23 protein-coding genes are annotated in these 25948 nt (G+C 66.1%); 15 read left to right on the forward strand and 8 right to left on the reverse strand.

Annotation, left to right across the window (positions count from 1 at the left end):
* The first annotated feature begins 5 nt into the window (after nucleotides 1-5).
* From AC1DQR_RS16555 to AC1DQR_RS16595, 9 genes are all read left to right on the forward strand, one after another.
* Entirely contained in the window at nucleotides 6-1421 is a 1416-nt protein-coding gene (locus AC1DQR_RS16555) for an amidase family protein (protein ID WP_477133381.1), read from the forward strand.
* A 349-nt stretch (nucleotides 1422-1770) separates the two neighbouring features.
* Nucleotides 1771-2439, forward strand: coding sequence for a CDP-alcohol phosphatidyltransferase family protein (locus tag AC1DQR_RS16560; protein ID WP_416053324.1), 669 nt, complete (start codon nucleotides 1771-1773; stop codon nucleotides 2437-2439).
* An 8-nt stretch (nucleotides 2440-2447) separates the two neighbouring features.
* Entirely contained in the window at nucleotides 2448-3290 is an 843-nt protein-coding gene (locus AC1DQR_RS16565; RefSeq protein ID WP_416051018.1) for a HalD/BesD family halogenase, read from the forward strand.
* On the forward strand, nucleotides 3287-4294 hold the full coding sequence (locus AC1DQR_RS16570; protein WP_416051017.1) for an HpnL family protein: 1008 nt from the start codon (nucleotides 3287-3289) through the stop codon (nucleotides 4292-4294). Before AC1DQR_RS16565 ends, AC1DQR_RS16570 begins: the two co-directional genes overlap by 4 nt.
* A gap of 32 nt (nucleotides 4295-4326) precedes the next feature.
* Nucleotides 4327-5091 carry a phosphocholine cytidylyltransferase family protein gene (locus AC1DQR_RS16575; protein WP_150984325.1) on the forward strand — a complete coding sequence of 255 codons (765 nt, stop codon included), beginning with the start codon at nucleotides 4327-4329 and terminating at the stop codon, nucleotides 5089-5091.
* A 53-nt stretch (nucleotides 5092-5144) separates the two neighbouring features.
* Nucleotides 5145-6794 (forward strand): phosphoenolpyruvate mutase, encoded by a 1650-nt coding sequence (gene aepX, locus AC1DQR_RS16580; protein ID WP_477133408.1) that lies wholly within the window; start codon nucleotides 5145-5147, stop codon nucleotides 6792-6794.
* Nucleotides 6791-7972 (forward strand): phosphonopyruvate decarboxylase, encoded by a 1182-nt coding sequence (aepY, locus tag AC1DQR_RS16585; RefSeq protein ID WP_416051016.1) that lies wholly within the window; start codon nucleotides 6791-6793, stop codon nucleotides 7970-7972. The genes aepX and aepY overlap by 4 nt, the downstream gene beginning before the upstream one ends.
* On the forward strand, nucleotides 7973-9037 hold the full coding sequence (locus AC1DQR_RS16590) for a 2-aminoethylphosphonate aminotransferase (protein WP_416051015.1): 1065 nt from the start codon (nucleotides 7973-7975) through the stop codon (nucleotides 9035-9037).
* 324 nt (nucleotides 9038-9361) lie between these two features.
* Nucleotides 9362-9874, forward strand: coding sequence for an MlaC/ttg2D family ABC transporter substrate-binding protein (locus AC1DQR_RS16595; protein ID WP_416053322.1), 513 nt, complete (start codon nucleotides 9362-9364; stop codon nucleotides 9872-9874).
* 38 nt (nucleotides 9875-9912) lie between these two features.
* Here AC1DQR_RS16595 and AC1DQR_RS16600 read toward each other — a convergent pair whose 3' ends face one another.
* The 5 genes from AC1DQR_RS16600 to AC1DQR_RS16620 form a co-directional block, all read right to left on the reverse strand.
* Nucleotides 9913-11997, reverse strand: a complete 2085-nt coding sequence (locus AC1DQR_RS16600) for a putative bifunctional diguanylate cyclase/phosphodiesterase (protein WP_477133382.1) — start codon at nucleotides 11995-11997, stop codon at nucleotides 9913-9915.
* 174 nt (nucleotides 11998-12171) lie between these two features.
* Nucleotides 12172-13497, reverse strand: a complete 1326-nt coding sequence (locus AC1DQR_RS16605; RefSeq protein WP_416051013.1) for an MFS transporter — start codon at nucleotides 13495-13497, stop codon at nucleotides 12172-12174.
* Between the two features lie 115 nt (nucleotides 13498-13612).
* Nucleotides 13613-13828 carry a DUF2783 domain-containing protein gene (locus AC1DQR_RS16610; RefSeq protein WP_174427511.1) on the reverse strand — a complete coding sequence of 72 codons (216 nt, stop codon included), beginning with the start codon at nucleotides 13826-13828 and terminating at the stop codon, nucleotides 13613-13615.
* Between the two features lie 35 nt (nucleotides 13829-13863).
* Complete coding sequence (locus AC1DQR_RS16615) at nucleotides 13864-15597, reverse strand: FAD-dependent oxidoreductase (protein WP_416051012.1); 1734 nt, start codon at nucleotides 15595-15597, stop codon at nucleotides 13864-13866.
* Nucleotides 15598-15651: 54 nt separating this feature from the next.
* Nucleotides 15652-16611 (reverse strand): MBL fold metallo-hydrolase, encoded by a 960-nt coding sequence (locus tag AC1DQR_RS16620; protein WP_183035123.1) that lies wholly within the window; start codon nucleotides 16609-16611, stop codon nucleotides 15652-15654.
* 352 nt (nucleotides 16612-16963) lie between these two features.
* Between AC1DQR_RS16620 and AC1DQR_RS16625 the strand changes: the two genes are divergently transcribed.
* Both AC1DQR_RS16625 and AC1DQR_RS16630 read left to right on the forward strand, forming a co-directional pair.
* Nucleotides 16964-17752 (forward strand): IclR family transcriptional regulator, encoded by a 789-nt coding sequence (locus AC1DQR_RS16625; protein WP_416051011.1) that lies wholly within the window; start codon nucleotides 16964-16966, stop codon nucleotides 17750-17752.
* 11 nt (nucleotides 17753-17763) lie between these two features.
* On the forward strand, nucleotides 17764-18627 hold the full coding sequence (locus tag AC1DQR_RS16630) for an IclR family transcriptional regulator (protein ID WP_416051010.1): 864 nt from the start codon (nucleotides 17764-17766) through the stop codon (nucleotides 18625-18627).
* Nucleotides 18628-18639: 12 nt separating this feature from the next.
* Here AC1DQR_RS16630 and AC1DQR_RS16635 read toward each other — a convergent pair whose 3' ends face one another.
* Nucleotides 18640-19629, reverse strand: coding sequence for a LysR family transcriptional regulator (locus AC1DQR_RS16635; protein WP_416051009.1), 990 nt, complete (start codon nucleotides 19627-19629; stop codon nucleotides 18640-18642).
* A 289-nt stretch (nucleotides 19630-19918) separates the two neighbouring features.
* On the opposite strand from AC1DQR_RS16635, the gene AC1DQR_RS16640 reads away from it, so the two are divergent.
* The 3 genes from AC1DQR_RS16640 to AC1DQR_RS16650 are packed head-to-tail and all read left to right on the forward strand — an operon-like array spanning nucleotide 19919 to nucleotide 22753.
* Entirely contained in the window at nucleotides 19919-20956 is a 1038-nt protein-coding gene (locus tag AC1DQR_RS16640; RefSeq protein ID WP_477133383.1) for an aromatic ring-hydroxylating dioxygenase subunit alpha, read from the forward strand.
* A 6-nt stretch (nucleotides 20957-20962) separates the two neighbouring features.
* On the forward strand, nucleotides 20963-21928 hold the full coding sequence (locus AC1DQR_RS16645; protein ID WP_416051007.1) for a PDR/VanB family oxidoreductase: 966 nt from the start codon (nucleotides 20963-20965) through the stop codon (nucleotides 21926-21928).
* A 54-nt stretch (nucleotides 21929-21982) separates the two neighbouring features.
* On the forward strand, nucleotides 21983-22753 hold the full coding sequence (locus tag AC1DQR_RS16650) for an ABC transporter substrate-binding protein (protein WP_416051006.1): 771 nt from the start codon (nucleotides 21983-21985) through the stop codon (nucleotides 22751-22753).
* A gap of 124 nt (nucleotides 22754-22877) precedes the next feature.
* Here the strand turns inward: AC1DQR_RS16650 and AC1DQR_RS16655 are convergent, their stop codons facing one another.
* Both AC1DQR_RS16655 and AC1DQR_RS16660 read right to left on the reverse strand, forming a co-directional pair.
* Nucleotides 22878-23720, reverse strand: coding sequence for a transporter substrate-binding domain-containing protein (locus tag AC1DQR_RS16655; protein WP_416051005.1), 843 nt, complete (start codon nucleotides 23718-23720; stop codon nucleotides 22878-22880).
* Between the two features lie 74 nt (nucleotides 23721-23794).
* The gene (locus tag AC1DQR_RS16660) at nucleotides 23795-24814 is read right to left on the reverse strand and encodes a succinylglutamate desuccinylase/aspartoacylase family protein (RefSeq protein ID WP_416051004.1); all 1020 of its coding nucleotides are present in this window, start codon (nucleotides 24812-24814) and stop codon (nucleotides 23795-23797) included.
* Between the two features lie 292 nt (nucleotides 24815-25106).
* Between AC1DQR_RS16660 and AC1DQR_RS16665 the strand changes: the two genes are divergently transcribed.
* Nucleotides 25107-25919, forward strand: coding sequence for a MetQ/NlpA family ABC transporter substrate-binding protein (locus AC1DQR_RS16665; RefSeq protein ID WP_416051003.1), 813 nt, complete (start codon nucleotides 25107-25109; stop codon nucleotides 25917-25919).
* Nucleotides 25920-25948: the final 29 nt, after the last annotated feature.

The following is a 25948-nucleotide window of genomic DNA, read 5'->3' on the forward strand; positions in this document are numbered from 1 at the left end:
GTCCGATGAGCAATGAAATCTGGCGCTGGAGCGCTGTTGACCTGGCAAGCCGTATCCGTTTTCGCGAGGTGTCGTGCGAGGAGGCCGTTGCCAGTTGCCTGCATCGGCTTGACCAGGCGAATCCGCAGATCAACGCCGTGGTGGAAGTGCTGGCCGCGCAGGCGATGCAGGCGGCGGCACTGGCCGACGCCGCACTGGCAAGGGGCGAGCCGGCTGGCCCCTTGCATGGGGTCCCGGTCACGGTGAAGGTCAATGTGGACCTGGAAGGCTGCGCCACCACCAACGGGGTGGGCGCCTACCGCGATGTGCTGGCCTGCGCCGACAGCCCGGTAGTGGCGAACCTGCGCAAGGCGGGTGCTATTGTCATCGGCCGCACCAATACGCCGGCGTTTTCCATGCGCTGGTTCACCGATAACGACCTGCATGGCCGCACGGTGAATCCATGGAACCCGGAGCGCACGCCTGGCGGCTCCAGCGGCGGCGCCGCGGCCGCGGTGGCGGCGGGCATCGGGCCGCTTGCCCACGGCAATGATCAGGGTGGATCGATCCGTTATCCCGCTTATGCCTGTGGCGTGCCCGGACTGCGGCCAAGCCTGGGCCGGGTACCGGCGTTCAATCCGTCGCAAGCGAAAGAGCGGACCCTCGGCATGCAGATCAGCTCGGTGCAGGGACCACTGGCACGACAGGTCGCGGACCTGAGGCTGGGTCTTGCCGCCATGGCGGCGCCGGATCCAAGGGATCCCTGGTGGGTACCGGCGCCGCTTGAAGGCTCGGTCCGATTTCCTGTACGCGTGGCCGTTTGCGCGGAACTGCCGGGTTACGCCGTCTCGCCTGCGGTGGCGGGTGCGGTCAGGCAGGCGGCGCATTGGCTGGAGCAGGCGGGTTGCACCATCGAAGAGGTGGCCCCGCCGCGGCTGCGCGAGGCGGCGGACTTATGGCTTGCGCTGACCTTGAACGAGGCGGGGGCTGGGGTGCGGCAGGCCGTCGAGCAAGATGGCGACAACCCCATGCGCAAAGCGTTCGCAAGCATGAACTGCCACACGCCTCAGCTAGGCTTGACGCAATACATGGCCGCGCTGTCGCAGCGCTCTACTTTGCTGCGCGAATGGCAGGCGTTCCTTGCGCGCTATCCGCTGCTGCTCTTGCCGGTCTCGTGGCAGCCGCCATTCCCCATCGACGCGGATCAGAAGGGCGACGACGCGATGCGCCGGATACTCGACGCGCAAAGCCCGATGCTGGCCACCGCGATCCTGGGCCTGCCCGGGATGTCGGTGCCGACCGGGCTGGTGGAAGGCGTGCCGATGGGCGTGCAACTGGTCGCGGGCCGCTTTCAGGAGGAGTTGTGCCTGGCCGGTGGCGAGGCGATCGAGGCGCGCGCCAGTTGCGAGGTGCCGGTGGATCCGCGCCGGGCCGGGCAATGACCGGGCAAGGGTTGCCGGCATGAGCCGGCAGCACAACGCCATCACGAGCGCCCGTCCGTCCCCCCCGGGCGCTCGCCTGCGCCTGCGCAAGCGGGAGCAAGCCATCGCATGGCATCCCGCACCCACCATCAGCTCCGCAAGCTAGGCAGGAACCCCCTGCCTGCCAGCCGCCCGGCACCGCGCGCGTGCTGTTGCGGTTCACTTCGCTTACCATAGCGGTTTGACTGGCGGTATCCCTGTCTAGCGACCCGGCCGGCTCGGCCGTTCTGTTTCCGCAATGCAATGTGCGCGAACCAGCGCTAGTATGCGAGCCGTGCGGCAGCTTTCCTGCCGGTGGACCTTTTTCCTGATGAATAAAAATCCAAAGAATTCTCGTGGCGAGCCTCCCGCTCCGCGTACCTGGGATGCCCGTCTGGCGCGCGCGCTTGTCCGCCCGCTCAAGGACTCCTGGATCACTCCGAACCACTTGACCACCCTGCGGCTCGTGATCGGCCTTGCCGGGGTAGCGTGCCTGATGCAGGGCGGTTTCGCGTGGACCAACTACGGTGCGCTCCTGATCGTGGTGTCCAACTTCGTTGACCACACTGATGGAGAATTGGCGAGAATTAGCGGTAAATCGAGCAAGATAGGTCATTTTTATGACCTGGCGAGCGATGCGCTGATTACCGTCCTGCTCTTCGTGGGCATGGGCGTAGCCATTTCCGGGCAGGCCGCGGCAGATGCGATGTCGCCTGTCCTGCAAGGCACGCTCGCCGGCGTGGCGGTGGCGCTGATCTTCTTCCTGCGCATGCGGATCGAGTCGCGCGTGGGGAAAAGCGGGACGAAGCAAGCCTCTGCCGGCGGTTTCGAGACAGAAGACGTGCTTTACCTGCTTCCGCTCGTTACGCTGACCAGCGGCATCGCGCCGTTCCTGATGGCGGCGTCGATCGGCGCCCCCCTGTTCGCGGCCTGGGTCATCATCGATTACTGGCGCGTGATGCGGCGTCCCCTGCCGGCCACGGCTTCGACGGAGATCTGAGAAACCCGATGAGCGAGCAAGCCAACGACATCACGCTGGACGACCCGTCCTCCGCTTTAGTTCCCTCCCGCCAAAGGCCGGGCGTGGAACCTGCCCCCGGCGCCATGCTGCCCAATCCCGATGCCTCCGTGGCCGAGCGCACCGCCCGGCTCGACAGCAAGCAGCTGCGCGCCGATTTCGTGCGCCAGGGCGCTTTCCTGCACCTGGAGGATTTTCTGGCGCCTGAGGTCACCGCGCAACTGGTGGCCAGCGCCCGCGCGCTGCTGCCGCAGATCAACCGCAACTACCTGCCCGGCCACAAGCAGGGCGGCAGCGTCAGCCGGCACACCATCGACGAGCTCGCGCCGTTCATCGCCGAGCTGTACCGGTCGAAGGCGCTGATCGGCTGGCTGGAGCAGATGTGCGGCGAGAAGCTGCTGCTCTCCCCCGACTCCGATCCCCATGCCTACGCGCTGTATTACTACACGCGCCAGGGTGACCACATTGGCTGGCACTACGACACCTCTTATTACGACGGCCGCCGCTACACGCTGCTGCTGGGCGTGATCGAGGAATCATCATGCCGCCTGGACTACGAACTGCACACGCGCAACGCGCAGGTGCCCGATGAGCCCGGCTCGGTGCAGACCACGCCCGGCGGGCTGGTGTTCTTCGATGGCGACAAGCTGCGCCACCGCATCACGCCGGCCGGCGCCAACGAAATGCGCGTGTCGCTGACGTTCGAATACGTGACCGATCCGGGCATGCGTCCGTGGCTGCGCTTCATCTCCAATATGAAGGATGCGGTCGCCTATTTCGGCTTCCGGCAAGTGTTCAAGAGACTGGTGCCGGGCCAGAAGCCCCGCCCATGACCCGTGCTGCCATGCTTTTCCTGTCGATCGGCGCGGCGCTCTTTGTCGCGCTGCTCGCCTGGCAGGGATTCGGCTCCGTCGCGTCGACGTTCATGTCGGCCGGCTGGGGCCTGGTGCTGGTCGCCGCGTTCCACCTGCTGCCGCTGGTGCTGGACGCCGGCGCCATCTACGTGTTGTTCGACCGCCGGGCCGGCCACGGCACCATGCGCGACGCGCTGCTGGCGCGCTGGGCCGGGGAGTCCGTCAACAGCCTGCTGCCCGCGGGGCAGATCGGTGGCCCGGTCCTGATGGTGCGCTACCTGGCGCAGCGCGGCACGCGCATGCGCGACGCCGCCGCGGCCATCACGGTGAGCACCACCATGCAGGCGCTGGCGCAGATGGTGTTCGCCTTTATCGGCCTGGCGCTGTTTGGCCTGTATGGCGGGCACGACGCGCTTGCGGACCTGCGCACGCCGACCCTGGTCGCTACCGCCGTGCTTGCGCTATGCATAGCGGGTTTCTACGTGGTGCAGAAGCGCGGCCTGTTCGGCCGGGTGCTGCGCCTGCTGTCGAAGGTGTTCGGCAAGCGCGACTGGTCGGGGTTGACCATGCGCGCCGATGCCGTGGACGCGGCCGTGCAAGGCATGTACCGCGACCGCCGCAAGGTGGCGTCCACCTTCGCGCTGAGCCTGGTGGGCTGGCTGGTCGGCACGGGCGAGGTCTGGCTGGCCCTGCATTTCCTCGGGCATCCCGTCAGCTGGCTCGACGCCTTGCTGCTGGAGAGCGTGGGGCAGGCGATTCGTGGCGCGGCGTTTGCCATTCCCGGCTCGCTGGGCGCGCAGGAAGGCGGCTACCTGCTGCTGGCGCCCATCGTCGGCCTGCCGCCCGATGCGGCGCTGGCACTGTCCCTGGCAAAGCGCGCCCGCGAGATCGGGCTCGGCGCGCCGGGGCTGCTGTATTTACATTTGAGTGAACGAAAATTCCAACGGCGGCGTGCAGCAGGTGTGCAGCGGGCCGCCGATTGATCGATGGCAATTTGCATGGGTGCGGAGAACGAATGCGAGCAATCATCCTTGCCGCGGGCCTAGGCCTGCGACTTCAGCAACAACCCGGGGAGCAATTCCCCAAATGCCTGCTGCGTTTTGAGGGCATCACCCTGCTGGAGCGGCATCTGCGCATGCTCGACGCGGCCGGGGTGGACGAGATCGTGCTGGCGCTGGGCTTTCAGCCGGAACACGTCGAAGCCGAACTGGTACGGCTGGGGCGCGACCCCTATCCGGAGATCGTGCTGAACCCGCGTTACGACCTGGGCAGCGTGCTGACCGTGCACACGGTGGCCGATGCGCTCACGCGCGGTGGCGACGTGCTGCTGATGGATGCGGACGTGCTCTACGACGAGCGCATCCTCAGCGCGCTGGTGGCGGGCGGCACTACCAACCGCCTCTTGATCGACCGCGATTTCGAGGCCGGCGACGAACCCGTCAAGCTGTGCCTCAAGGACGGCGTGCCGGTGGAGCTGCGCAAGCAGCTCGCGGTTGGCCTGGAGTACGACACCATTGGCGAGTCGGTCGGTTTCTTCCGCTTTCAGGAGCAAACCGCGCGCCGCCTGGCGCAGATCGTCCAGGGCTATGTCGACAGCGGCCGCTCGAACATGCCACACGAAGAAGCGGTGCGCGACCTGCTGCTCGAAGGCGGCCACGTATTCGATGTCGCCGATGTGAGCGGCGCACCGTGGATCGAGATCGATTTCCCGAACGACGTGGCGCGCGCGCGCGACGAAGTCCTGCCCGAACTTCAGCCGATTGTGGGAGTAGCACAGTGAACGCGATTGACCCGATTTTCTCGACTGCTTCGCGCAGCGCCCGGCTGCGCCAGATGATTGTCGGCAACGAGCTGGAATTCATGATGGAAGCCCACAACGGGCTGTCCGCGCGCATCGTGCGCGAGGCCGGTTTCAAGGCCATCTGGGGTTCGGGCCTGGCAATCTCCGCCCAGTACGGCGTGCGCGACAACAACGAAGCCAGCTGGACCCAGGTGGTCGATACGCTGGAGTTCATGGCCGATGCCAGCGACCTGCCAATCCTGCTGGACGGCGACACCGGCTACGGCAACTTCAACAATGTGCGCCGCCTGGTGCGCAAGCTCGAGCAGCGCGGCATTGCCGGCGTGTGCATCGAGGACAAGCAGTTTCCCAAGACCAACAGCTTCATCGACGGCGAGCGCCAGCCGCTGGCCGAGATCGATGAGTTCTGCGGCAAGATCAAGGCCGGCAAGGATTCGCAGTCGGACGACAACTTCTCCATCGTCGCCCGCGTGGAAGCCCTGATCGCAGGCTGGGGCATGGACGAAGCCCTGCGCCGCGCCGAGGCCTATCGCCAGGCCGGCGCCGACGCCATCCTGATCCACAGCAAGCTGTCGCGCCCGGACGAGATCCTGCAGTTCGCGCGCGAGTGGGCCGGCCGGGGCCMGCTGGTGATCGTGCCGACCAAGTACTACAGCACCCCGACCGAAGCCTTCCGCAAGGCCGGCATCAGCGTGGTGATCTGGGCCAACCACCTGATCCGCGTGGCGGCATCCTCGATGCAGGCCGTGGCCAAGGAAATCCACGACAGCGAGACGCTGGTCAACGTGGAAGACCGCATCGCCACCGTCAACGAGATCTTCCGCCTGCAGGACGCCGACGAATACTCGACCGCCGAGAAGATCTACCTGTCCGGCTCGCAAGCGCCGGGCGCGGCGGTGGTGCTGGCGGCCGGACGCGGCACCGGCCTGGAGCCCCTCACCGAGGACCGTCCCAAGGTCATGCTGCCCGTGGCCGGCAAGCCGCTGCTGCGCTGGCTGGTGGACGCGTTCAAGAAGCAGTCGATCAACGACATCACCGTGGTGGGCGGCTACCAGGCCAAGGCCATCGACACGGCCGGCATCAAGCTGGTGGTCAACGAGCAGTATGCCCAGACCGGCGAGCTGGCCTCGCTGGCGTGCGCCGTCGACGGTTTGCAGACGGATACCGTGATCGCCTACGGCGACCTGCTGTTCCGCAGCTATATCCTGCGCGACCTGCTGGAGAGCGACGCGCCGTTCAGCGTGGTGGTGGACTCGTCGCTGACCACGGAGTCGAACCAGAGCGTGCGCGACTTCGCCTATTGCTCCGCGCCCGACGACCGCGACCTGTTCGGCCAGAAGATCCTGCTGCGCCATGTGTCGAGCAAGGGCCAGGAGCCGGGCGCAGGTCAAGCCCAGGCACCGCACGGCCGCTGGATCGGCCTGCTGAACGTGCGCGGCGAGGGCCGCGTGCGCCTGCAGAAGCTGGTCGCCGAACTGCGCAAGCGCGACGACTTCAGCACGCTGGACATGCCCGCGCTGCTCAACGCGCTGGTCGAAGCCGGCGAAGAGATCGAAGTGAAATATGTGCACGGCCACTGGCGCGGCGTGAACGACCTCGACGACTTCCGGCGCGCGGGCGATTTCGCGCATACGCAGACGCCGTTTGCGGTCGGCGGCACGGACGCAGAGGAAGCCCGATGATCGAAGCGGCACAGTTTGTCGAGGCCGCGCGTGCGCGCGGCTTCGACTGGTATGCCGGGGTGCCCTGCTCGTATCTCACGCCGTTCATCAACTACGTGATGCAGGATCCGTCGCTGCACTACGTGTCGGCGGCTAACGAAGGCGATGCGGTGGCGCTGATCGCCGGCGTGACGCTGGGCGCGCAGGGCGGCCGCCGTGGCGTCACCATGATGCAGAACTCCGGCCTGGGCAATGCGGTCAGCCCGCTGACCTCGCTCACGTGGACGTTTCGCCTGCCGCAGTTGCTGATCGTGACCTGGCGCGGGCAGCCGGGCGTGGCTGACGAACCGCAGCACGCGCTGATGGGCCCGGTCACCCCGACGATGCTCGACACCATGGAAATTCCGTGGGAAACCTTCCCGACCGACCCGGCCGAGGTTGGCCCGGCGCTGGATCGCGCGGTCGCGCATATGGATGCCACCGGCCGTCCATACGCGCTGGTGATGCAAAAGGGCAGCGTCGCGCCGTATGCGCTCAAGCAGCAGGAGCAGCCCGCGCCGCGCCCCAAGTGCACGCCGCTCTCGGGCGCGCAGGGCGCTTCGCGCGATGGCCTGCCTACGCGCCGCGACGCGCTGCAACGCGTGATCGCGCATACGCCAGCGGACAAGACCGTGGTGCTGGCATCGACCGGCTTCTGCGGGCGTGAGCTTTACGCGCTCGACGACCGTGCCAACCAGCTCTACATGGTGGGTTCGATGGGCTGTCTCACGCCCTTCGCGCTAGGCCTTGCGCTCGCGCGTCCGGACCTCAACGTGGTCGCCGTGGACGGCGACGGCGCGGCGCTCATGCGCATGGGCGTGTTCGCCACGCTCGGCGCCTATGGCCCGGGCAACCTCACGCATGTGCTGCTGGACAACGGCGCCCATGACTCCACCGGCGGACAGGCGACCGTGTCGCACCATGTCTCGTTTGCCGGCGTGGCGTCCGCCTGCGGCTATGCGTCAGCGGCCGAGGGCGACCAGCTCGACCTGCTTGACCAGACGCTCACGGCCGCGCCCGCGAGCGCCGCCGGCCCGCGTTTTGTCGCGCTGACGATCAGCGCCGGCACGCCGGACGGCTTGCCGCGCCCGACCATCACCCCGGTCGATGTGAAGACGCGCCTGGCGCGACACATCGGCGCCGACCAAGGAGGGAAGTAAATGCTGCTACTCAATCCGGGCCCCGTTACCCTGTCGGAACGTGTTCGCCAAAGCTTGCTGCAGCCCGACCTGTGCCACCGCGAAAGCGAGTTTTTCGACCTGCAGGACGAAGCCCGCGCACGCCTGCTGGACATCTACGAACTGGATCCCGCCGAGTGGGCCGCGGTCCTGATGACCGGCTCCGGCACGGCGGCGGTGGAGAGCATGATCGCCGCGCTGGTGCCCGAGCAAGGCAAGCTGCTGATCGTCCAGAACGGCGTGTACGGCGAGCGCATCACGCAGATCGCCACGCAGTACCGCATCGCCCATGAGGTCGTGGCGCACGACTGGATGCAGGCGCCCGATCTTGCCCGCATTGCCGCCGCGCTCGACGCCGACCGCGCGATCACGCACGTGGCGGTGATCCATCATGAAACCACCACCGGCCGCCTGAATGATCTCCAGGCACTGGACGCACTGTGCCGCGCGCGGGATGTGCGCCTGCTGGTGGATGGCGTGAGCAGCTTCGGCGCCGAGGCGATCGATTTCGGCGGCAGCATTGCCGCGGTGGCGGCCACGGCCAACAAGTGCCTGCATGGCGTGCCGGGCGCATCGTTCGTCATTGTGCGGCGCAGCGCGCTGGAGCAAGCCGCCAGCCGGACGTACTACCTGGATCTCGGGCGGCTCGCGCGCTTGCAGGACCAGCGCAATACACCGTTCACGCCGTCGGTGCATGCCTATTACGCACTGGTGGAAGCGCTGCGCGAACTGGCGGAAGAGGGTGGCTGGCGCGCCCGCCATGCGCGCTATGCGGCCCTTGCGGAACGCGCGCGCGCCGGGCTTGAGGCCCTTGGCATGCCGGCCCTGTGGCCGTCGGACCAGTCCTCGGTGGTGCTGCGGGCCTACCGCTTGCCGGCCGGCTTGTCGTATCCCCAACTGCATGACGGCCTGAAGGAACGCGGGTTTGTCATCTATGCGGGGCAGGGCGGGCTGTCGGCCGAGTTGTTCCGCATTTCCACGATGGGCAATATCCAGATGGATGACATCGAGCGCTTGCTGCAGGGTTTCAAGGCGCTGACACAGTAATTGCCTGCTGGCATTGGCCGGTGCGCGGTGCGCGCCGGCCACTGTCGTTTTCGTCATTTTATTTTTGGCGGCAAAGCACTAGCATTAGGCAAGAGATGCGGGTACCCCGGGCCCCGGGCGAGCGCATCTTGTTCGTGGAGGATCATTGCGATGCCTCGCCGTTTGCGCCTTCGCTTTGCCCGTGCGGGATGCAACGCCGCCGTGCTCGCGGTTTCCGCCGGCTTTATCTTTGTCCTTGGCGCATCCTTGCCCATCGCCGCGCCGGCCGCGACTCCTGGCGAGAACCCCGCAGCCGTAGGCGTTGACCGCTCCTCGCCGGACCGCATGGTCCGCGCCGCCGTCGAAGGCGTACTCACCACCATCCAGGCCAACGCCGACACCCGTAACGGCGATCTGGACAAGATCACGGCCGTGGTGCGCCGGCAGTTCCTGCCTTATACCGACTTCCAGCGCACTACCCGGCTTGCGGTCGGCAGCGCCTGGCGCAGTGCCACACCTGAGCAGCAGAAGCAGCTTTACGAGCAGTTCCAGACACTGCTGGTGCGCAGCTACGCCTTGTCCCTTTCACAAGTGCGCGAGCAGACGCTGAAGTTTCGCTACAAGGCGCCGCGGACCGCGGGAAATGATGTGGTGGTGGAGACCAGCGTGCTGAACAACGGGGATGTGGTGCAGATCGATTATCGGCTGCAGCGGGGTGCGGCGGGGTGGTCGATTTACGATATCAATATGAGCGGGGCTTGGTTGATTGAGGTTTATCGTAAGCAGTTTGCAGATATTGTGGCTAAGGGGGGGATTGAGGGGTTGGTCAAGTATTTGGCTAGTCATAATGCGGCGTGAGGTAGCCCGCGTCATTGAATGACCCTATGGTGCCTTCTTCATCTGGCATCCGATAGCAGATTGTCGTTGGACAGCGATGCAATCAGGTTCTCCGCGGACATCGGTCGTCCGAGCAGGAATCCTTGCAGCGAATTGCATCCAAGCCGCGTCAGGAACTCCTGCTGCTTCGCCGTTTCGACCCCTTCTGCAACGATATTCAAATTCAGCGTGCGCCCCAGCGCCACAATGGCCGAGACAATCGCCGCATCCTCGGTATCGCGTGACAGGTCCCGGATGAACCCGCGATCGATCTTCAGCTCGCTCGCAGGCAGCCGCTTGAGATACAGCAGGCTCGAGTAGCCGGTACCGAAGTCGTCGATCGAGATGCGCACGCCCATGTCGTGGAGCTGCTGCAGGATCTGCAGGCTCGCGTCCGCGTCGCGCATCGCCGTGGATTCGGTGACCTCCAGCGTCAGGCAGCATGGCTCCAGCGCATGCCGGGCCAGGGTGTCGCGCACGGTCGCGATCAGGCTGGCGTGCCGGAACTGCAGCGCCGAGAGGTTGACCGCCATGCTCCACTCGGGGCGCCCCTCGTTGCGCCACGCCCGCATCTGCCGGCAGGCTTCGTCCAGGATCCAGTCCCCGATCGGCACGATCAGGCCGGTTTTCTCCGCGAGGGGAATGAACTGGTCCGGGGCGATCAGGCCACGCGTGGGATGCATCCAGCGTACCAGGGCTTCCACGCCGACTATCGGGCCGTTGGGGGCGGTGAGCTTGGGCTGGTACTGCAGGGTCAGCTCACGGCGTTCCAGCGCCATGCGCATGTCCTGCACAAGCTGAAGCTGCTCGTGCACGTTGGCGTTCATCGATGCTTCGAAGAAGCAGATGGTGTTGCGGCCCAGCGCCTTGGCGTGATACATCGCCGCGTCGGCGTTGGTCAGCAAGTCGTGCTGGAGTTCGCCATCGCCTGGGTACATGGCAATGCCGATGCTGGTGGAGACGCGCAATTCGCGGCCGGCTACCTGGAAGGGCTCGCGCATGGCGCTCAGCACCTTCTCGGCAAGGGTGGCGGCATCCGCCGGCTCGCTGACGCCGGCCAGCAGCACGAACTCGTCGCCACCCAGCCGTGCGATGGTGTCTTGCGAGCGGACATTGGCGCCAATGCGCCGCGCGACTTCCACCAGCAACTGATCGCCAATGGGATGGCCGTAGGCGTCGTTGACCGCCTTGAAGCCGTCCAGGTCCATGAACATCAGGGCGAAGCGGCTCTTCTCCCGCGTGGCGCCCTGGATCGCCTGCTCGAGCCGGTCTTCCAGCAATACGCGGTTGGGGAGCTTGGTGAGGTTGTCGTGCAGCGCCAGGTAGGTCAGTTCCTGGTTGGCTTCGGCGAGCGAGATGGCCAGCATGGAGGTGCGGGCTTCCAGGCGCACATCGAGCACCGAGGTGATCAAGGCAATGGCCAGCACGGCCAGCGTGACGACGATGATCACCACGGCCAGCCAGCCGGTGTCCATGCCGTCGCGCGCCGCGCCGCAGACGGCGCCGATCGGAAATTGCGCGGCCGCCATGCCGGTGTAATGCATCCCGGCGATGGCAAAGCCCATCACCACCGAGGCACTCGCCCGCAAGGGCCGCACCCAGACGGACTCGCGCCGCAGGTTGAACGCGATCCACAGCGCCGTGCCCGATGCCAGGACCGCAATGACCACGGACAGGACGAACAACGATGGGATGTAGTGGATACCCGGCACCATGCGCAGTGCAGCCATGCCTGTGTAGTGCATGCCGGCAACGCCGCCGCCGATCAACAAGGCGCCGCCAGCCAGGCGCCGCCACGGCAAGGTCTCCCGGCCCACCAGCCAGAGCGCGAGCGCGGATGACGCGATGGCGATCAGCAGCGAGGCCACGGTGATGGGCAGGTCGTAGCCCAGCGGAATCGGCAGGTGGAACGCCAGCATGGCGATGAAGTGCATCGACCAGATGCCGGTACCCATGGCGCAGGCGCCGCCCGCCAGCCACCAGTGGGCCGCGCGCCCTTGCGCGGTGGCAATGCGCCCGGCCATGTCCAGGGCGGTGTAGGAGGCCAGCATCGCCACAAGCAGTGAGAACAGCACAAGCAAACTGTTGTAGCTACCGGCGTGCATGGAAGACCTTTCTGGGTGTTGACTTGGACCTGCCTGGAGGCCGCCCGGCGCGCACGCGCCAAGCGAGCGCGCCAAGGAAAGCGCCAGTACGCCCCTCATATCGACAAGAGGGCGGGCAAGTTTAGTCGAAACCCCAAAAAGATGGGAGCCCAGGGGCCAACTGGCCCCCGGCGATCAGTGCCGTGGCTCGGCCTTCGGCACGCCCGCCCACATGGCGACGCCGCTGGCCAGCAGCAACCCCGCGAGCAGGTACAGCGCGTTGTCCATGCTGCCTGTGTGCGTCTTGATTTGCCCGATCACCCACGGGCTGACGATGCCGCTGGTAATGCCGATGCTGCTGATAAAGGCAATGCCGGTGGCGGCGGTGTGGGCTGGCAAGTGGCTTGGCGGCAAGGACCAGAAGATCGGCAGCGCGGCGAAGATCAGCACGCACGCGGCGGACAGCAACGCGAGCATCGCCGCGAAGCTGGGCAGGTGCAGGGTCAGCAGCGCCAGTGCCAGCGCGCCGCCCACCGTGCAGGCTACGAAATGGCGATGCCGCTCGCCGCGCCGGTCGGAGTGGCGGGCGATCAGGATCAGGCCGACGGCGCCGACGGCGTTCGGGATGACGGAGTAAAGACTGATGGACATCACATCGGTGATGCCGAAGTCCCGGATCATCAGGGGCATCCAGAAGCTCAGCGTCAGCGAGCCGCAGGTCAGCGCGAAGTAAATGAAGGCAAAGAGGTAGATGCGCGGGTTGCGCAACGCCTCGATGAGTGCACTCAACGAGTGCGCGCGCGTGGCCTGTCCGGCCGGCCCGTTATGCGCGGCGAGCAATGCCTTCTCCGGGGCGGTGAGCCAGTTCGCCTGCTGCGGGCCATCGACCAGGAACACCGCGGCGGCGAGCCCGAGCAAGATGGCGGGCGCGCCTTCGATGGCAAACATCCACTTCCAGCCATAGAGCCCGAGCACGCCGGCCATGTCGCGCATGATCCAGCCCGACACCAGCCCGCCCAGCACGCCGGCCACGGCAACGCCCGCGAAGAAAATGGCCATCACGGCAGCGCGCCGCCGCGCCGGGAACCAGTAAGTCAGGTAGAGCACGATGCCCGGGAAGAAGCCGGCTTCGAACACGCCCAGCAGGAAGCGCAGCGTATAGAAGTGCGTGGGTGTCGACACCCACATCATGCCGACCGATGCCAGGCCCCACAGCAGCATGATGCGGGTGAAGGTGCGGCGGGCGCCAAAGCGGGCCAGCAGCATGTTGCTGGGCACCTCGCACAGCACGTAGCCTACATAGAACACCGCGGCGCCCAGCCCGTACATCGCATCGCTGAAGCCCAGGTCCTGCTTCATCTGCAGCTGGGCAAAGCCGATATTGATCCGGTCAAGGAAGGAGATGACGTAGCAGACAAAGAGGAAAGGGATGATGCGCAGCCAGATCTTGCGATAGAGCGCGTCTTCGTCGCGGGCAGCAGAAGCCGGGGGCGCAATGGCCCCTGCAGAGGAATAGGTCATGGATTGTCTCCGGGAACGCGGGCCCGGCGGGGCCCTGGATGCCGACGTCTGGTGCGTATTGGCAATGAGTGGAAGCGGGAAGCGGGCAGTGGGCAGTGGGCCGCGCCCGCTGCAATCAGGCTTGCGCGCTGATCTCCGGCGCCGCGCCCTGCCGCGCGAGCTGCATGGCGGCGGCGAGCGTGTCGTGGTCGCCGATATGATTAGCGAGCAACAGGATCAATTGCGCATTGGCCGCCTGGCTCTGGCCGTCGTCGAGATCGCGGTGCATGTCGATCAGGGCTTCGTAGAAGTCGTCGGCGCGCGCCAGGTTGGGTTGGGTATTGAGTGCCATTGCTGTCTCTCTGACTCAGAATGTCGCGGCGGGATTCATGCCGCTACCGGAGCGGCCGCTTGCGCTGCCGGTGCGCCGGTCTGCGCGCCGAGCAAGTTGCCGGTCGCGCGTGACATGGCCTGCTGGACGGCGGCGATGTCGACCTGCCGCCAGCGCGCGCAGACATGCTGGTCGGGGCGGATCAGGTACAGCGTGCCGGGCCGCGCGTCGTAGCGCTGCGCCGCGAGTCCCTCGGCGTCATGCCATACCGCTATGCCGGGCGATGCTGCGGACAGGGCATCCGCGCTGACCACGACCAGCCTGAGCGGCAGCGTGCCTTGCTGCAGCCGTTGCAAGGCGGCCAGGCTGTCGGCGTCGGGCGTGCCGAACAGCAGCGCGGTGAATTGCCCGCCTAGTTGCGGCAGTAGCCATCCTTGGCCTTGCGCACCGCGGACCGGCGCATCCACGCAGGCCGTGCCCGGCTCCATGGTGCCGGCAAAGTCGCCGGTGTCAGGCGTGTTGAGCGTCGAATCGCGCAGCACGGATGGCAATGACAGCCGCCCGCTATTCACCAGCTGCCGGGCGAACGCATGCTTCTTCGACAGTGCCAGCACGGCATCGCGGAACACCTTGCTGACCGCACTCTTCGGCGTGATGAAATCCGTCGAGCGCGTCGAGTTGCGGATGTTCTCGTCGGCAGCGTATTCGCGCTCGCTTGCATAGGTGTCGAGCAGGCTGTCCGGCGCGCGGCCCTGGATCACGTACGCCAGCTTCCACGCAAGGTTCTCCGCGTCCTGCACGCCGCTGTTGGCGCCGCGCGCGCCGAACGGCGAGACGCCATGCGCGGAGTCGCCGGCAAACAGCACATGGCCATGGCGGAAGCTGTCCATGCGCAGGCAGGAGAAGGTATAGACGCTGACCCATTCCAGCTCGAACTTCGCGTCCGGCCCGAGCAGCGCCTGCACGCGCGGAATCACGCGCTCCGGCGTTTTTTCCAGCACGGGATCGGCGTCCCAGCCGAGCTGGAAGTCGATGCGCCAGACATTGTCGGGCTGGCGGTGCAGCAGCACCGACTGGTTCGGATGGAAAGGCGGGTCGAACCAGAACCAGCGCTCCGTGGGGAATTCGGCTTCCATCTTCACGTCAGCGATCAGGAAGCGATCCTTGAATGTGCGGCCCTTGCTGTCCAGGCCCAGAAGGTTGCGCAGCGGGCTGCGCGAGCCATCGGCCGCCACCACGTAGCGTCCGGTGAGCGCATAGGGGCCGTCCGGCGTGTCGATGGTCAGCACCACGGCCGCGTCCGGCGTGCCGGCGTGACGCTGTTCGATGCCCGTCACCTTGTGCTTCCAGCGGATCTCCAGGTTCGGCAACTGGCGCGCGCGATCGAGCAGGAAGCCTTCGACGTAATACTGCTGCAGGTTGATGAAGGCCGGACGCTGATGGCCGGCCTCGGGCAGCAGGTCGAAGGTGTAGACCTGCTCGTCGCGCACGAAGACCTTGCCGACGTGCCAGCGCACGCCCTTGTCCACCATGGGTTCGCCGCAGCCGAGCCGGTCGAAGACATCCAGCGTGCGCTTGGCAAAGCAGATTGCGCGGGATCCGCTCGACAGCGTGCAGTCATCGTCCACCAGCACCACCGGCACGCCGTGCTGGGCCAGGTCGATCGCGGTGGCCAGGCCGACCGGCCCGGCGCCGACGACGATCACCGGGTGCGGCTTGCCTGCGTGCGCCTGCCTTTGCTCGCGGCAGGGCTGGTACTCAAATGACTGGTTCTGGTAATCGTTGCTCATGCTTGTGTCTCCATCCACTCTGTACGGCCATTCCATCTCTGCGGCGATTGGCCTTCAGTTTTGCAGCGCGGCCCACATTTCCTTGTCGCGCTGCGCGGTCCAGATGCGCGGATGCTGGATGCCGCTGGCCTCATCGAAGGCGCGCGACACGTCGAACGGCAGGCAGTGCTCGTAGATGAAGACGTGGCCGAATTTCGGGTCCATCGATTTGCGCGTATGGGCCATCGCGCTCTTCAGGTCCAGGCGGTCCACCACGGCTTCCTTGCCCGCCTGGAACAGCGTGGTGACGAAATCCTTGGTGTACTCGATGCCCTTCTTGACCTCTTCCGGATTGGTCAGGGCCGGGCCGCGGCCGGGGACGAGCTTCTCGGCGCCCAGCGCCTGCAGGGCGTCGAGCGTGGCGGGCCATTGCTCGAGTTGCGCGTCGCCGCAGTAGCAGGCCGCGTCGTATTCCACCAGGTCGCCGGAGAACAGCACCTTCTGCGACGGCAGCCAGACCACGGTATCGCCCTTGGTGTGGCCCGAGCCCAGATGGGCGATGCGCACTTCGAGCTTGCCGAGGTACAGGGTGATTTCTTTCTCGAACACCAGCGTCGGCCAGGTCAGGCCCGGCACGGTTTCCACGCCGGCGAACAGGCGCGGGAAGCGTTCGATCTCCGACTTCATGTCGGCTTCGCCGCGCTCCACGATCATTTCGTAGGTGCCGCGGCTGGCGATGATCTGCTGCGCGCCTTCGGCGAAATAGGCCGAAGCACCCAGCACGCGCACCGCGTGGTAGTGCGAGAGCACGACGTACTTGATGGGCTTGTCCGTCACCGAGCGGATCCTGGCGATCAGGTCTTGCGCCATGGCGGGCGTGGCGGTGGTGTCGACGATCAGCACGCCGTCGTCGCCAATGATCACGCCGGAGTTGGGGTCGCCCTCGGCGGTGTACGCGTAAGCGTTCTCGGAGAGCTGGGTGAAGGTGACTTTCTTGGCTTCCAGGTCGGCCTGGGATGCGAATGCCTTGCTCATGCTTGCCTCATCTCTTTTGTCTTGCGTGGGGAAAAGACGAGACAGCAGGCGCCGGAGCGGATCACTGCATAGCGGGGGACTGTCTCGCCCCGTATTCACTCTATAGCTGCACCGGTATCGGGGTAAGGCCATCTTAGGAATCGCAGTGAAATTAGTCAATAACAAATCGTATTGTTTTTGACTAACTAACATGGCGAGACGGGTAAGGCACAAGCAAGACCCAGAAATCCGAGGGGAAACCCTTGGTCCCGCCAGGTGGATAGCGCCGGGTCGATTACTATCTGGGTTTTCAAGCGGGGGCCGAATGCCACGACCAGCACGATCAGCACGATCAGCGCGATCCGAGGACCACATGGCGGACGCCGGCGGCGAGGAAAAGGCGCAGCGCGGCATCCAGAGCGTGGAAGTCGGCGGCCGCCTCCTGCGCGCGCTGGCCGATGTCCGTGCGCCGATGGCCCTGGCCGAGCTTGCGGCCAGCGTGCAGATTGCGCCCGCGCAAGCACACACTTACCTGGTCAGCCTGGTGCGGCTTGGCCTGATCAAGCGCGACCACCTGTCAGGGCGCTACGAGCCAGGCCCGCTGGCGCTGCAGCTCGGCATGCTGTATCTGGATCACGATCCGGCCTACCGGGCGGCGGTGCCGCGGGTGGCCGCGCTGGCTGGCTCGTGCGGGTTCAGTGTGGCGATCTGCGCCGCCGGCCCGCAGGGCCCCACCATCGTGCGCTATGCGCACGCGGGCTCGCCCTTGCACGTGAACCTGCACGTTGGCACGGTGATGTCGCTGTCGGCAACGGCGACCGGCCGCGTGTTCTGCGCGTTTCTCCCGCCCGGCCAGTGGCAGGCGATCTGGGCGCAACAGCACGCGGGCGACACGCCCGCCGTGGACGCCACCGCGTTCGCTGCGGATCTTGCCGCCATCCGCGAGCGTGGCATCGAGCGCAGCATCGACGCGCCAAGCCCCGCCGTCAGCAGTCTGTGCGTGCCGGTGCTGGACGCCAGCGGGCGGCTGCGCCTGGCGCTGACCGTGGTGGGATCGACCGGCGCCATCGATGTGGGCTGGCGCGGCCCCGTGGCTGTCGCATTGCTAGACACCGCCGCCGCCATCCGTGACGCGATCGCCGCCACTACCGAAGCCGAATGACACCCGCCCCCATGCCAATCGACGACATCCTGGGCGAAGCCGCCAAGCCGCAACGCGGCATCCAGTCGCTGGACAACACCGGCCAGTTGCTCGCCGCGCTGGTCGCGGCCGGGCGGCCGCTGCCCTTGCGCGACCTTGCACGCGCGGCCGGCATGCCGCCCGCCAAAGCGTTCCCGCATCTGGTCAGCCTGCAGAAGATCGGCTTGCTGGCGCGCGACGCGGCGGGCAATTTCCTGTCCGGCCCGCTGGGCCTCGAACTCGGGCTGATCGCCTTGCAGCGGCTCTCGCCAACCCGCGAGGCCGAGCCGGAAGTGATCGAACTGGCGGGCGCGACCAGCCTGAGCGTGGCAATGGCAGTGCTTGGCCCGCTGGGGCCGACCGTGGTCCGCCTGGAGGAAGCCGCGCGGCCGCAGCACGTCAGCCTGCGGGTCGGCACTGTGCTGTCGCTGGTCAATACGGCGATCGGCCGGCTGTTCGCGGCGCACCTGCCGGAGCCTGTGCTGATCGGCCTGCTGGGCCAGGACGCGCTTCGGCTCGCAGGTGTACCGAAATCGGAAGTCGTCGAAGCGGACGGCGGCGCGGGCGAAGCGCTTGCGCCAGCGTACGCGGCCCGGCTGGCGCAAATCCGCGCGCAGCGGATCGACAATGCGCTGAGCCGGCCCGTGCCCGGCATCGACACACTTGCGGCGGCCGTGTTCGACCACACCGGCAGCATTGCGCTCGTCATCGCCCTGATTGGCACATCGGGCAGCTTCGACAGCGGTACGGACGGCGCAACGGCCGGGACGCTGTTGCAGGCGGCGCGGCGGTTGTCGTGGCGGTTTGGCGCGATGGAGCCGATAGCGCCGCTAGAGGCAGCCGCGGGGAACGGATAGCCGAGCCGCCGCTTACTTTCCTTTTGCCACGCGCCTGTGCCGCTTGGGTTGCGGCACAGGCACCGCCGCCTCGTCCTCGCCATCGTAGACCCGTGGATAATGTTCGAAGGTCCGTTTCACCAGCTCGCGCAGCCAGATGATTGCCGGGTCATGGTGGAAACGCGGATGCCAATGCTGCTTGATGGCGAATTCCGGCAGCGCCACCGGCGGCTGCATCACGCGCACCGTGCCGTAGCGGGCAAAGACGTTGGCGAGCTCCAGCGGTACCGTGGCGATCAGGTCCGGCTGCTGCTCCATCAGCAGCGGCACTACCAGGAAGTGCGGCGTCGAGAGGTAGATATTGCGCTGGATGCCATGGTCGTCAAACGCGCTGTCATACGCCGCGCTGGCGCGCCCGGACAGCGTGACCACAATCTGCGGCATGCGCTGGAACTGCTCGAGCGTCAGGGCATCGCCAACCTCCTGGTTGCGCGCGCTCACGATGGTCACGAACGAGTGCATGAACAAGCGCTGCTGGAACAAGCCTTCCGGCGCGGCGCGAATCGATCCCAGAGCCAGGTCGGCCTCGCCCGTGCCGAGCATGCCCTCAATCTGCTGTAGTGGAACCTGCAACGTGCGCAGCTTGCAGTGCGGTGCCTCGCGGCGCAGCCTGCTGATCAGCGGCGGCAGGAAGACCAGTTCGCCCATGTCGGTCATGCACAGGTTGAACGTGCGCCGTGCCGCTAGCGGATCGAAGCGGGATTGCGATAGAACTTGCTGCCGCACAGTGGCCATCACGCCCACAATGGCCTCGGTCAGCTCCTGCGCCTTGTGCGTGGGCATCATGCCTGCTGGTGTCTTGACGAACAACTGGTCGTCGAAGAAGGCGCGCAGCCGGTTCAACGCGTGGCTCATCGCGCTTTGCGTCAGGCCCAGCTCTTGCGCGGCCTTGGTCACGCTGCGCTCGCGCAGCATCGCATCGAACACCGTAAGGAGGTTGAGGTCCAGCTCATCTGCATGCATGGCGTACATTCTCGCTATTAGGTGGATGACGTTGACGCATGTTTCCTCCAAATCTATTCTGCAGTCAAGGACCCCGGAGATGGGTCGCCGCACTGGAGACAAGACATGACACCCCACGCTCGCACGCGACGCCACCTGCGTCCCGCCCTGCAAGGCGCATTGCCGCCATCCTGACTCTCCGCTTTTTTTAACGCCCGCAACACGCATTGCTTGCAAGCAATGCGTGCATGGCAACGTGCGCCCTGAATCTGCGCGCCGGGCGCAAAGTGAACGCTCCAAGGAACCCCGCATGTTCATCAAAAACACCTGGTATGTAGCCGGCTGGGATAAGGAAATCCCTGGCGAAGGCATGTTCTCCCGCACCATCATCGGCGTGCCTGTCGTGATGTACCGCAAGGAAGACGGCAGCATCGTCGCGCTGGAGGATCGCTGTTGCCATCGTGGCGCGCCGCTGTCGGTCGGGCGCAGGGAAGGCGATTGCATTCGCTGCATGTATCACGGCCTGAAATTCGACAGCGCGGGTAAATGCATCGAGGCGCCCGCGCAGGAACGCATTCCGCCGCAGGCCAAGGTGCGCAAGTTCCCCATCGTCGAGCAACACCGCTGGGTGTGGATCTGGATGGGAGACCCGGACAATGCCGATCCGTCGCTGATCCCGGATACGCAGTGGCTGGACCATCCGGAGTGGCGCAGCCTGGACGGCTACATCCACTACGACGTGAATTACCTGCTGATCTGCGACAACCTGCTGGACTTCTCGCACCTGCCGTTCGTTCACCCCACCACCCTGGGCGGCAGCGAGGACTATGCCGCGGTGCGGCCCAAGGTGGAGCGTATCGATGGCGGCGTGCGGATCACGCGCTGGGCCATCAATACCGAAGCGCCCGCCTTCGCCAAGGCCGTCAAGGATTATCCCGGGAAGGTCGATCGCTGGAACATCTACAACTTCACGATCCCCGCCATCCTGTTAATGGACTCCGGCATGTCTCCCACCGGCACGGGCGCGCCGGCGGGCGTGCGCGTCGATGCCGCCGAATTCCGTGGCTGCCAGGCCATCACCCCCGAGACGGAAAACTCCACGCACTACTTCTTCGCCCATCCGCACAACTTTGCCATCGACAAGCCGGAAGTCACCGCGTCGATTCACCAAAGCGTGGTCACCGCGTTCGACGAAGACCGCGAGATCATCTCGGCGCAGCAGCGAAGCCTTGAGCTTGATCCCAGCTTCAAGATGATGCCGTTTTCCATCGACGCCGCGCTCTCGCAATTCCGTTGGGCGGTGAACCAGAAGCTCGAAGAGGAAGCGGCGGCGTCCGCGCAGAGGTAGCCCGGCATGCTCGAACTGATCGTATCCAGGATGACCGCGGAGGCCGAGGGCATTCTCGGCATCGAGCTGCGGCGCCCCTGCGGCGGCGCCTTGCCGGCGTTCACCGCGGGCGCGCATATCGATGTGCACCTGCCCGGCAACATCGTCAGGCAATACTCGCTGTGCAACGACTCCGCGGAGACTGACCGCTACTGCCTTGGCGTGGGGCTCGCGCCCTCGTCGCGCGGGGGATCGCAGTATGTCCACGAAGGACTCAAGGAGGGCGACGCGCTCGCCGTGAGCGCGCCGCGTTCGTTGTTCGGCATCGACGCGGCTGCCTCGGCGCATCTGTTTATCGCCGGCGGCATCGGCATCACGCCGATTCTCAGCATGATCCGCTGGTGCGAGGCCAACGGCCGGCCGTGGAAACTGCTCTACTGCATGCGCTCGCGCCAGCGCGCGGCCTACCTGGATACGTTGTCGCGCTATGGGGAAAGGGTGCAACTGCATGTCGATGACGAGAGCCAGGGTGCGCTGGCGGATCTTGCCTCTTTTCTTGGCGGGCTGCACGAGGGCGGTCACGTGTATTGCTGTGGGCCTTTGCCACTGATGGATGCGGTGGCCGTCAAGGCGGAGGCGGCGGGTGTGCCACGCGCTGCCACGCACTTCGAGCGGTTCAGCGCGGATCCGCGGCAGGCCAGCGCCGATGCCGGTGCCGATGCGGACACGGCTTTCACGGTTGTCCTGCACCGGCACGGCGGCCGTTTCACCGTGCCCGCCGGTTCCACCATTCTCGAAACGCTTGAGCACAACAGTTTGCCGTTGCCGTTCTCCTGCCGCGAGGGGCTGTGCCGCAGTTGCGAGGTGCCCCTGCTGTCCGGCAAGGCGGACCACAGGGACTACGTGCTGAGCGACGAAGAGCGCGAGGCCAACACTGCCATCATGATTTGCGTTTCCCGGGCGCTGACTCCCGAGCTGGAACTGGACATCTGAGCACGCCGCGCAGCCCCGCCGCCTGGCAAAAGCACCACAACACGCGCCACCCAGATGGCCGCGATCATCCAAGGAGACAAGACGATGTTCCATCCCATTCGCTCAATACTGGTTGCCGTGCTCGCCATGGCCGGCCTGGCAGCACCCCCCGCGCGTGCCGATATCAACGTCGGCGTCACCCTGTCGCTGACCGGTCCGGCGGCGTCACTCGGCATGCCGGCAAAGCGCGCGATCGACCTTCTGCCAAAGGAGGTCGCAGGGCAGAAGCTGAACTTCATCCTCCTCGATGACACCTCGGATCCGAGCGTCAGCGTACGTAACTTTCGCCGCCTGGTGGATGAACACAAGGTGGACGTGGTGATGGGCTCCTCGGTTACGCCGTCGACCATTGCGCTGGTCGACATTGCCGCCGAGACCAAGGTGCCGTTGATGAGCCTGGCCGCCAGCGCCAGGATCGTCGAGCCGCAGGACGAGAAACGACGGTGGGCACTCAAGGCGATCCAGAATGAGAACCTGCGACCCGTGGCACAGGATTTCATCAAGCGCTAYGAGGCCGCGTACGGCCCTAACTCAGCCTCGATTTTCTCGGCCAATGTCTGGGATGCGGGCCTGGTGCTGCGCGCGGCGATTCCCGCCGCCCTTGGCAAGGGCAAACCGGGCACCGAGGCGTTCCGCACTGCGCTGCGCGACGCGCTGGAGAGCACCAGCGGTGTCGTGACGACCCAAGGCGTGACGACGATGTCCCGGACCGACCATGTTGGCTACGACAAGCGGGCCGCGGTGCTGGTCCAGATCCAGAATGGCGTATGGAAATACCTGAAGTAGATCGTTGCCTAAGAGGCCGTTTCAACATGAAGCGAAGCGGTCCTGTCCAGGCGCGCGGCCGCAGACAGTACAAGCGGATCGGCCAAGGCCGCGCACCGACGCCAGAAGCTATCTGAAACGGCCTCTAAGGCTTGCCGCTGAACTTGCGGTGCAATTGCGCCAGCAGCGGTGAGCGCGGCAGCAGGTCGGCCTTGCTCTCCAGTTCGATCAGCCGGCCGGAGCGGTGCAGGTCTTGGATGATGCGATCCACCACCGCCGCCGTGTCTTTCTCGCCCTTGCGCACCCAGGCCACCTGCGGGGCGGGATCGACCTCGTCGGGCAGCACCGCGTAGTCGCGCCATTCCGGATCGCGCGCCACCAGCGTGTTCAGTGTCACGCTCTCATGCACGGCTGCCACGCATGAGGCGCCGCCGCGCAGCGCCAGCAGCGATTCGGACATGCCCTTGAAGCCTTTGAGCTCGGCACCGTATTGCGCGCTCAGCGGCTTGGCATAGCTGCTGCCCTGCGAAAGGCAGACCGGCTTGCCGCGCAGATCCTCCCAGCGCTTGATGCCGCTGCGCTTGAGAAAGACCGCGGTGCCGCCGTTGCGATAGTACGGCGTGGGCGCGTAATCCATCTGCGCGGCACGCTCCGGGGTCAGCAGCATGCTGGCAACCAGCAGGTCCACCTTGCCTTGCTGCAGGAACTGTACGCGGTTGGCTGGCAGCACGGGTACCAGTTCGGCTTGCACGCCCAGGTCCCTGGCGATCTGCCTGGCCAGATCCGGATTGAAGCCGATCATCTCGCCGCTGGCCGGATCGATCGAGCCGAAGCCGCCCGTGCCGTTGACGATGACGCCGATGCTGATTGTCTTGCGCTGGTGGATGCGATCCAGCGTGGCGTCGGCGTGGGCGGTGGCGCTGCCGAGCAGGGTGGTGAGCACGAGCGCAAGGAGGGTGCGGCGTGGTGAGTCAGATAGCCTGGGCATGGGAATGCATACTGGTGAGGTGTAAAGCGACGGCGTGATGCCGGCATGCGCGTCTTGTGCGGAGCAAACGCTGATCAATCGTCGGCCAGCTGGAAGAGGCAATCGCCGCGCTGCGTGAGCGCGGGCACGCGCTTGCAGATCACCAGCCCGCTTGCCGGGAAGCGGGCGATCACCGGCTCGCGCTCGAGGCTGTGCGGCGTATGCAGCAGCGCCGCGGGCTGGCCGGCGTCCACGCGATCGCCAAGTTGCACCAGTGGCTCGAAGATGCCGTCTTCCCGCGCGTAAACATAGTGGCGCTCCCGGTCCACGCGCAGCAGGCGGGTGGTGTGCGGCGCCGCAGCAGGCACCAGCGGGCCGCGCACAACGCCAAGGTGCCCGAGCAGATGCAGCAAGCCTTGCCACGCATCTTGCAGGGCCACGGCATCCACCATGCCCGCGCCGCCGAGTTCGGTCAGCAGTGCCAGCACGCCCTGGCGGCGCGCCGCCGCCAGCAAGCCGACCGGGTTGGGAACCTCGTTGATGAAGGTGTGCGGCAAGCCGAAGGCATGCACCGCGTCGAACAGTCGCGCCTTGGCGGCAGCGTCTTGCGCGGCCTGGGCAAACAAGGTGGCGCCGTGGTATTGCAGTGAACTGCCGCCGGAGTGCAGGTCGATAGCCAGGCTCACGCGCGTGAGCAGCGAACGCTCGATATAGTCGGCGATGACTTGCGTCGGCGTGCCGCGCGCATCGCCAGGAAAGCTGCGGTTGAGGTTTCCCCCGTCCAGCGGCGACGTGCGCAGGCCGGCTTGCGCGGCCGGATAGTTGGCCATCGGCAGCAGGATCACCTGGCCCTGCACCATCTCCGGCGTGAGCGCGCGGATCAGCCGCGAGACCAGGATCTGGCCTTCGTATTCGTCGCCGTGGTTGCCTGCCATCACCAGCACGGCGGGGCCTTCACCGTTGCGTACCGAGGCGATCGGGATGGGCAGCCAGCCATAGGCGGAGCGATGCGCGGAGTGCGGCAGGCGCAGGTAGCCGGTGTGCTTGCCCGGCGCGCCGAAATCGACTTCGCTGTGGATGGGGGAGGCGGGCGCGTGCCCCGGGGAGGAAGCCATGGTGAAGCCTTGGGGTGATGGCGGCGCGAGCCGTGCAGCTCGCGCGGCGTACGGAAACCCGTCACTCTACGCAGCCGGCCCTGCGTGCGGAAGGAACAAATCGGCGCATGGATATGCGTACGGCGTGCGCACGTTTTGACTTCTGGTCGCCACGGCTGCCACGCTGGCAGGTTTTCCGGATTTGCTATTGCGGTTTTATTCTTGGACCGGCATGCCGTCGCTTACCTAGACTGGTTGCCTGGCACTTCGCCAGCTCAATCAACGCCAGCAACGTCTTCGAGGTGAACGGCTTATGAACCTGCGTGCAATTTTCTCCACGGTCCTCGCCGCCACGACGGCGCTTGCCATCGGCGCCGCCCCGGCGCTGGCCGCCGACAAGCCCATCAAGGTCGGCGTGCGCGGCGGGGTGGACGAAGAGATATGGGAAGTGGTGACCAAGGTGGCCAGGAAGCAAGGCCTCAACGTGGAGCCGATCGTGATTACCGGCACCGCCAGCCCCAACGAAGCGCTGAACAATGGCGATCTCGACGCCAACGCGTTCCAGCACAAGCCGTTCCTGCGTGACCAGATCAACCAGCGCGGCTACAAGATCGTGGCGGTGGCGGACACGCTGATCTCGCCGATCGCCTTTTACTCGCGCAAATACAAGTCACTGGAGTCGCTGCCGCAGGGCGCGCGGCTGGGCATTCCCAATGATCCGAGCAACCAGACCCGGGCGCTGGTGATCCTGCGCGATCATGGGCTGATCAAGCTGCGCGAGGGTTTCGACCCGTACACCGGCACGGCCACGCTGGGCGATATCACCGCCAACCCGAAGAAACTGGACCTGGTGGAGAGCGCCTCGGTGGTGCTGGCGCGCTCGCTGCCGGACGTGGATGCCGCCGCCGTGGTCAACACCTTTGCCTACCAGGCCGGGCTGATCGCCACGCGCGATGGCATTGCGGTGGAGAAGAAGGAGCACAACCCGTACGTGAACGTGATCGCCGTGCGCGAGCGTGACAAGGCCGCGCCGTGGGTGGCACCGCTGATCAAGGCGTACCAGTCGGACGAGGTGCGCAAGTTCATCCTGACCAAGTACCAGGGCTCGGTGATCCCGGCGTTCTGATGTGGCGGATGTCGTTGTTCATGTTGTTC

It is taken from the genome of Cupriavidus sp. 05L411 (assembly GCF_056398045.1).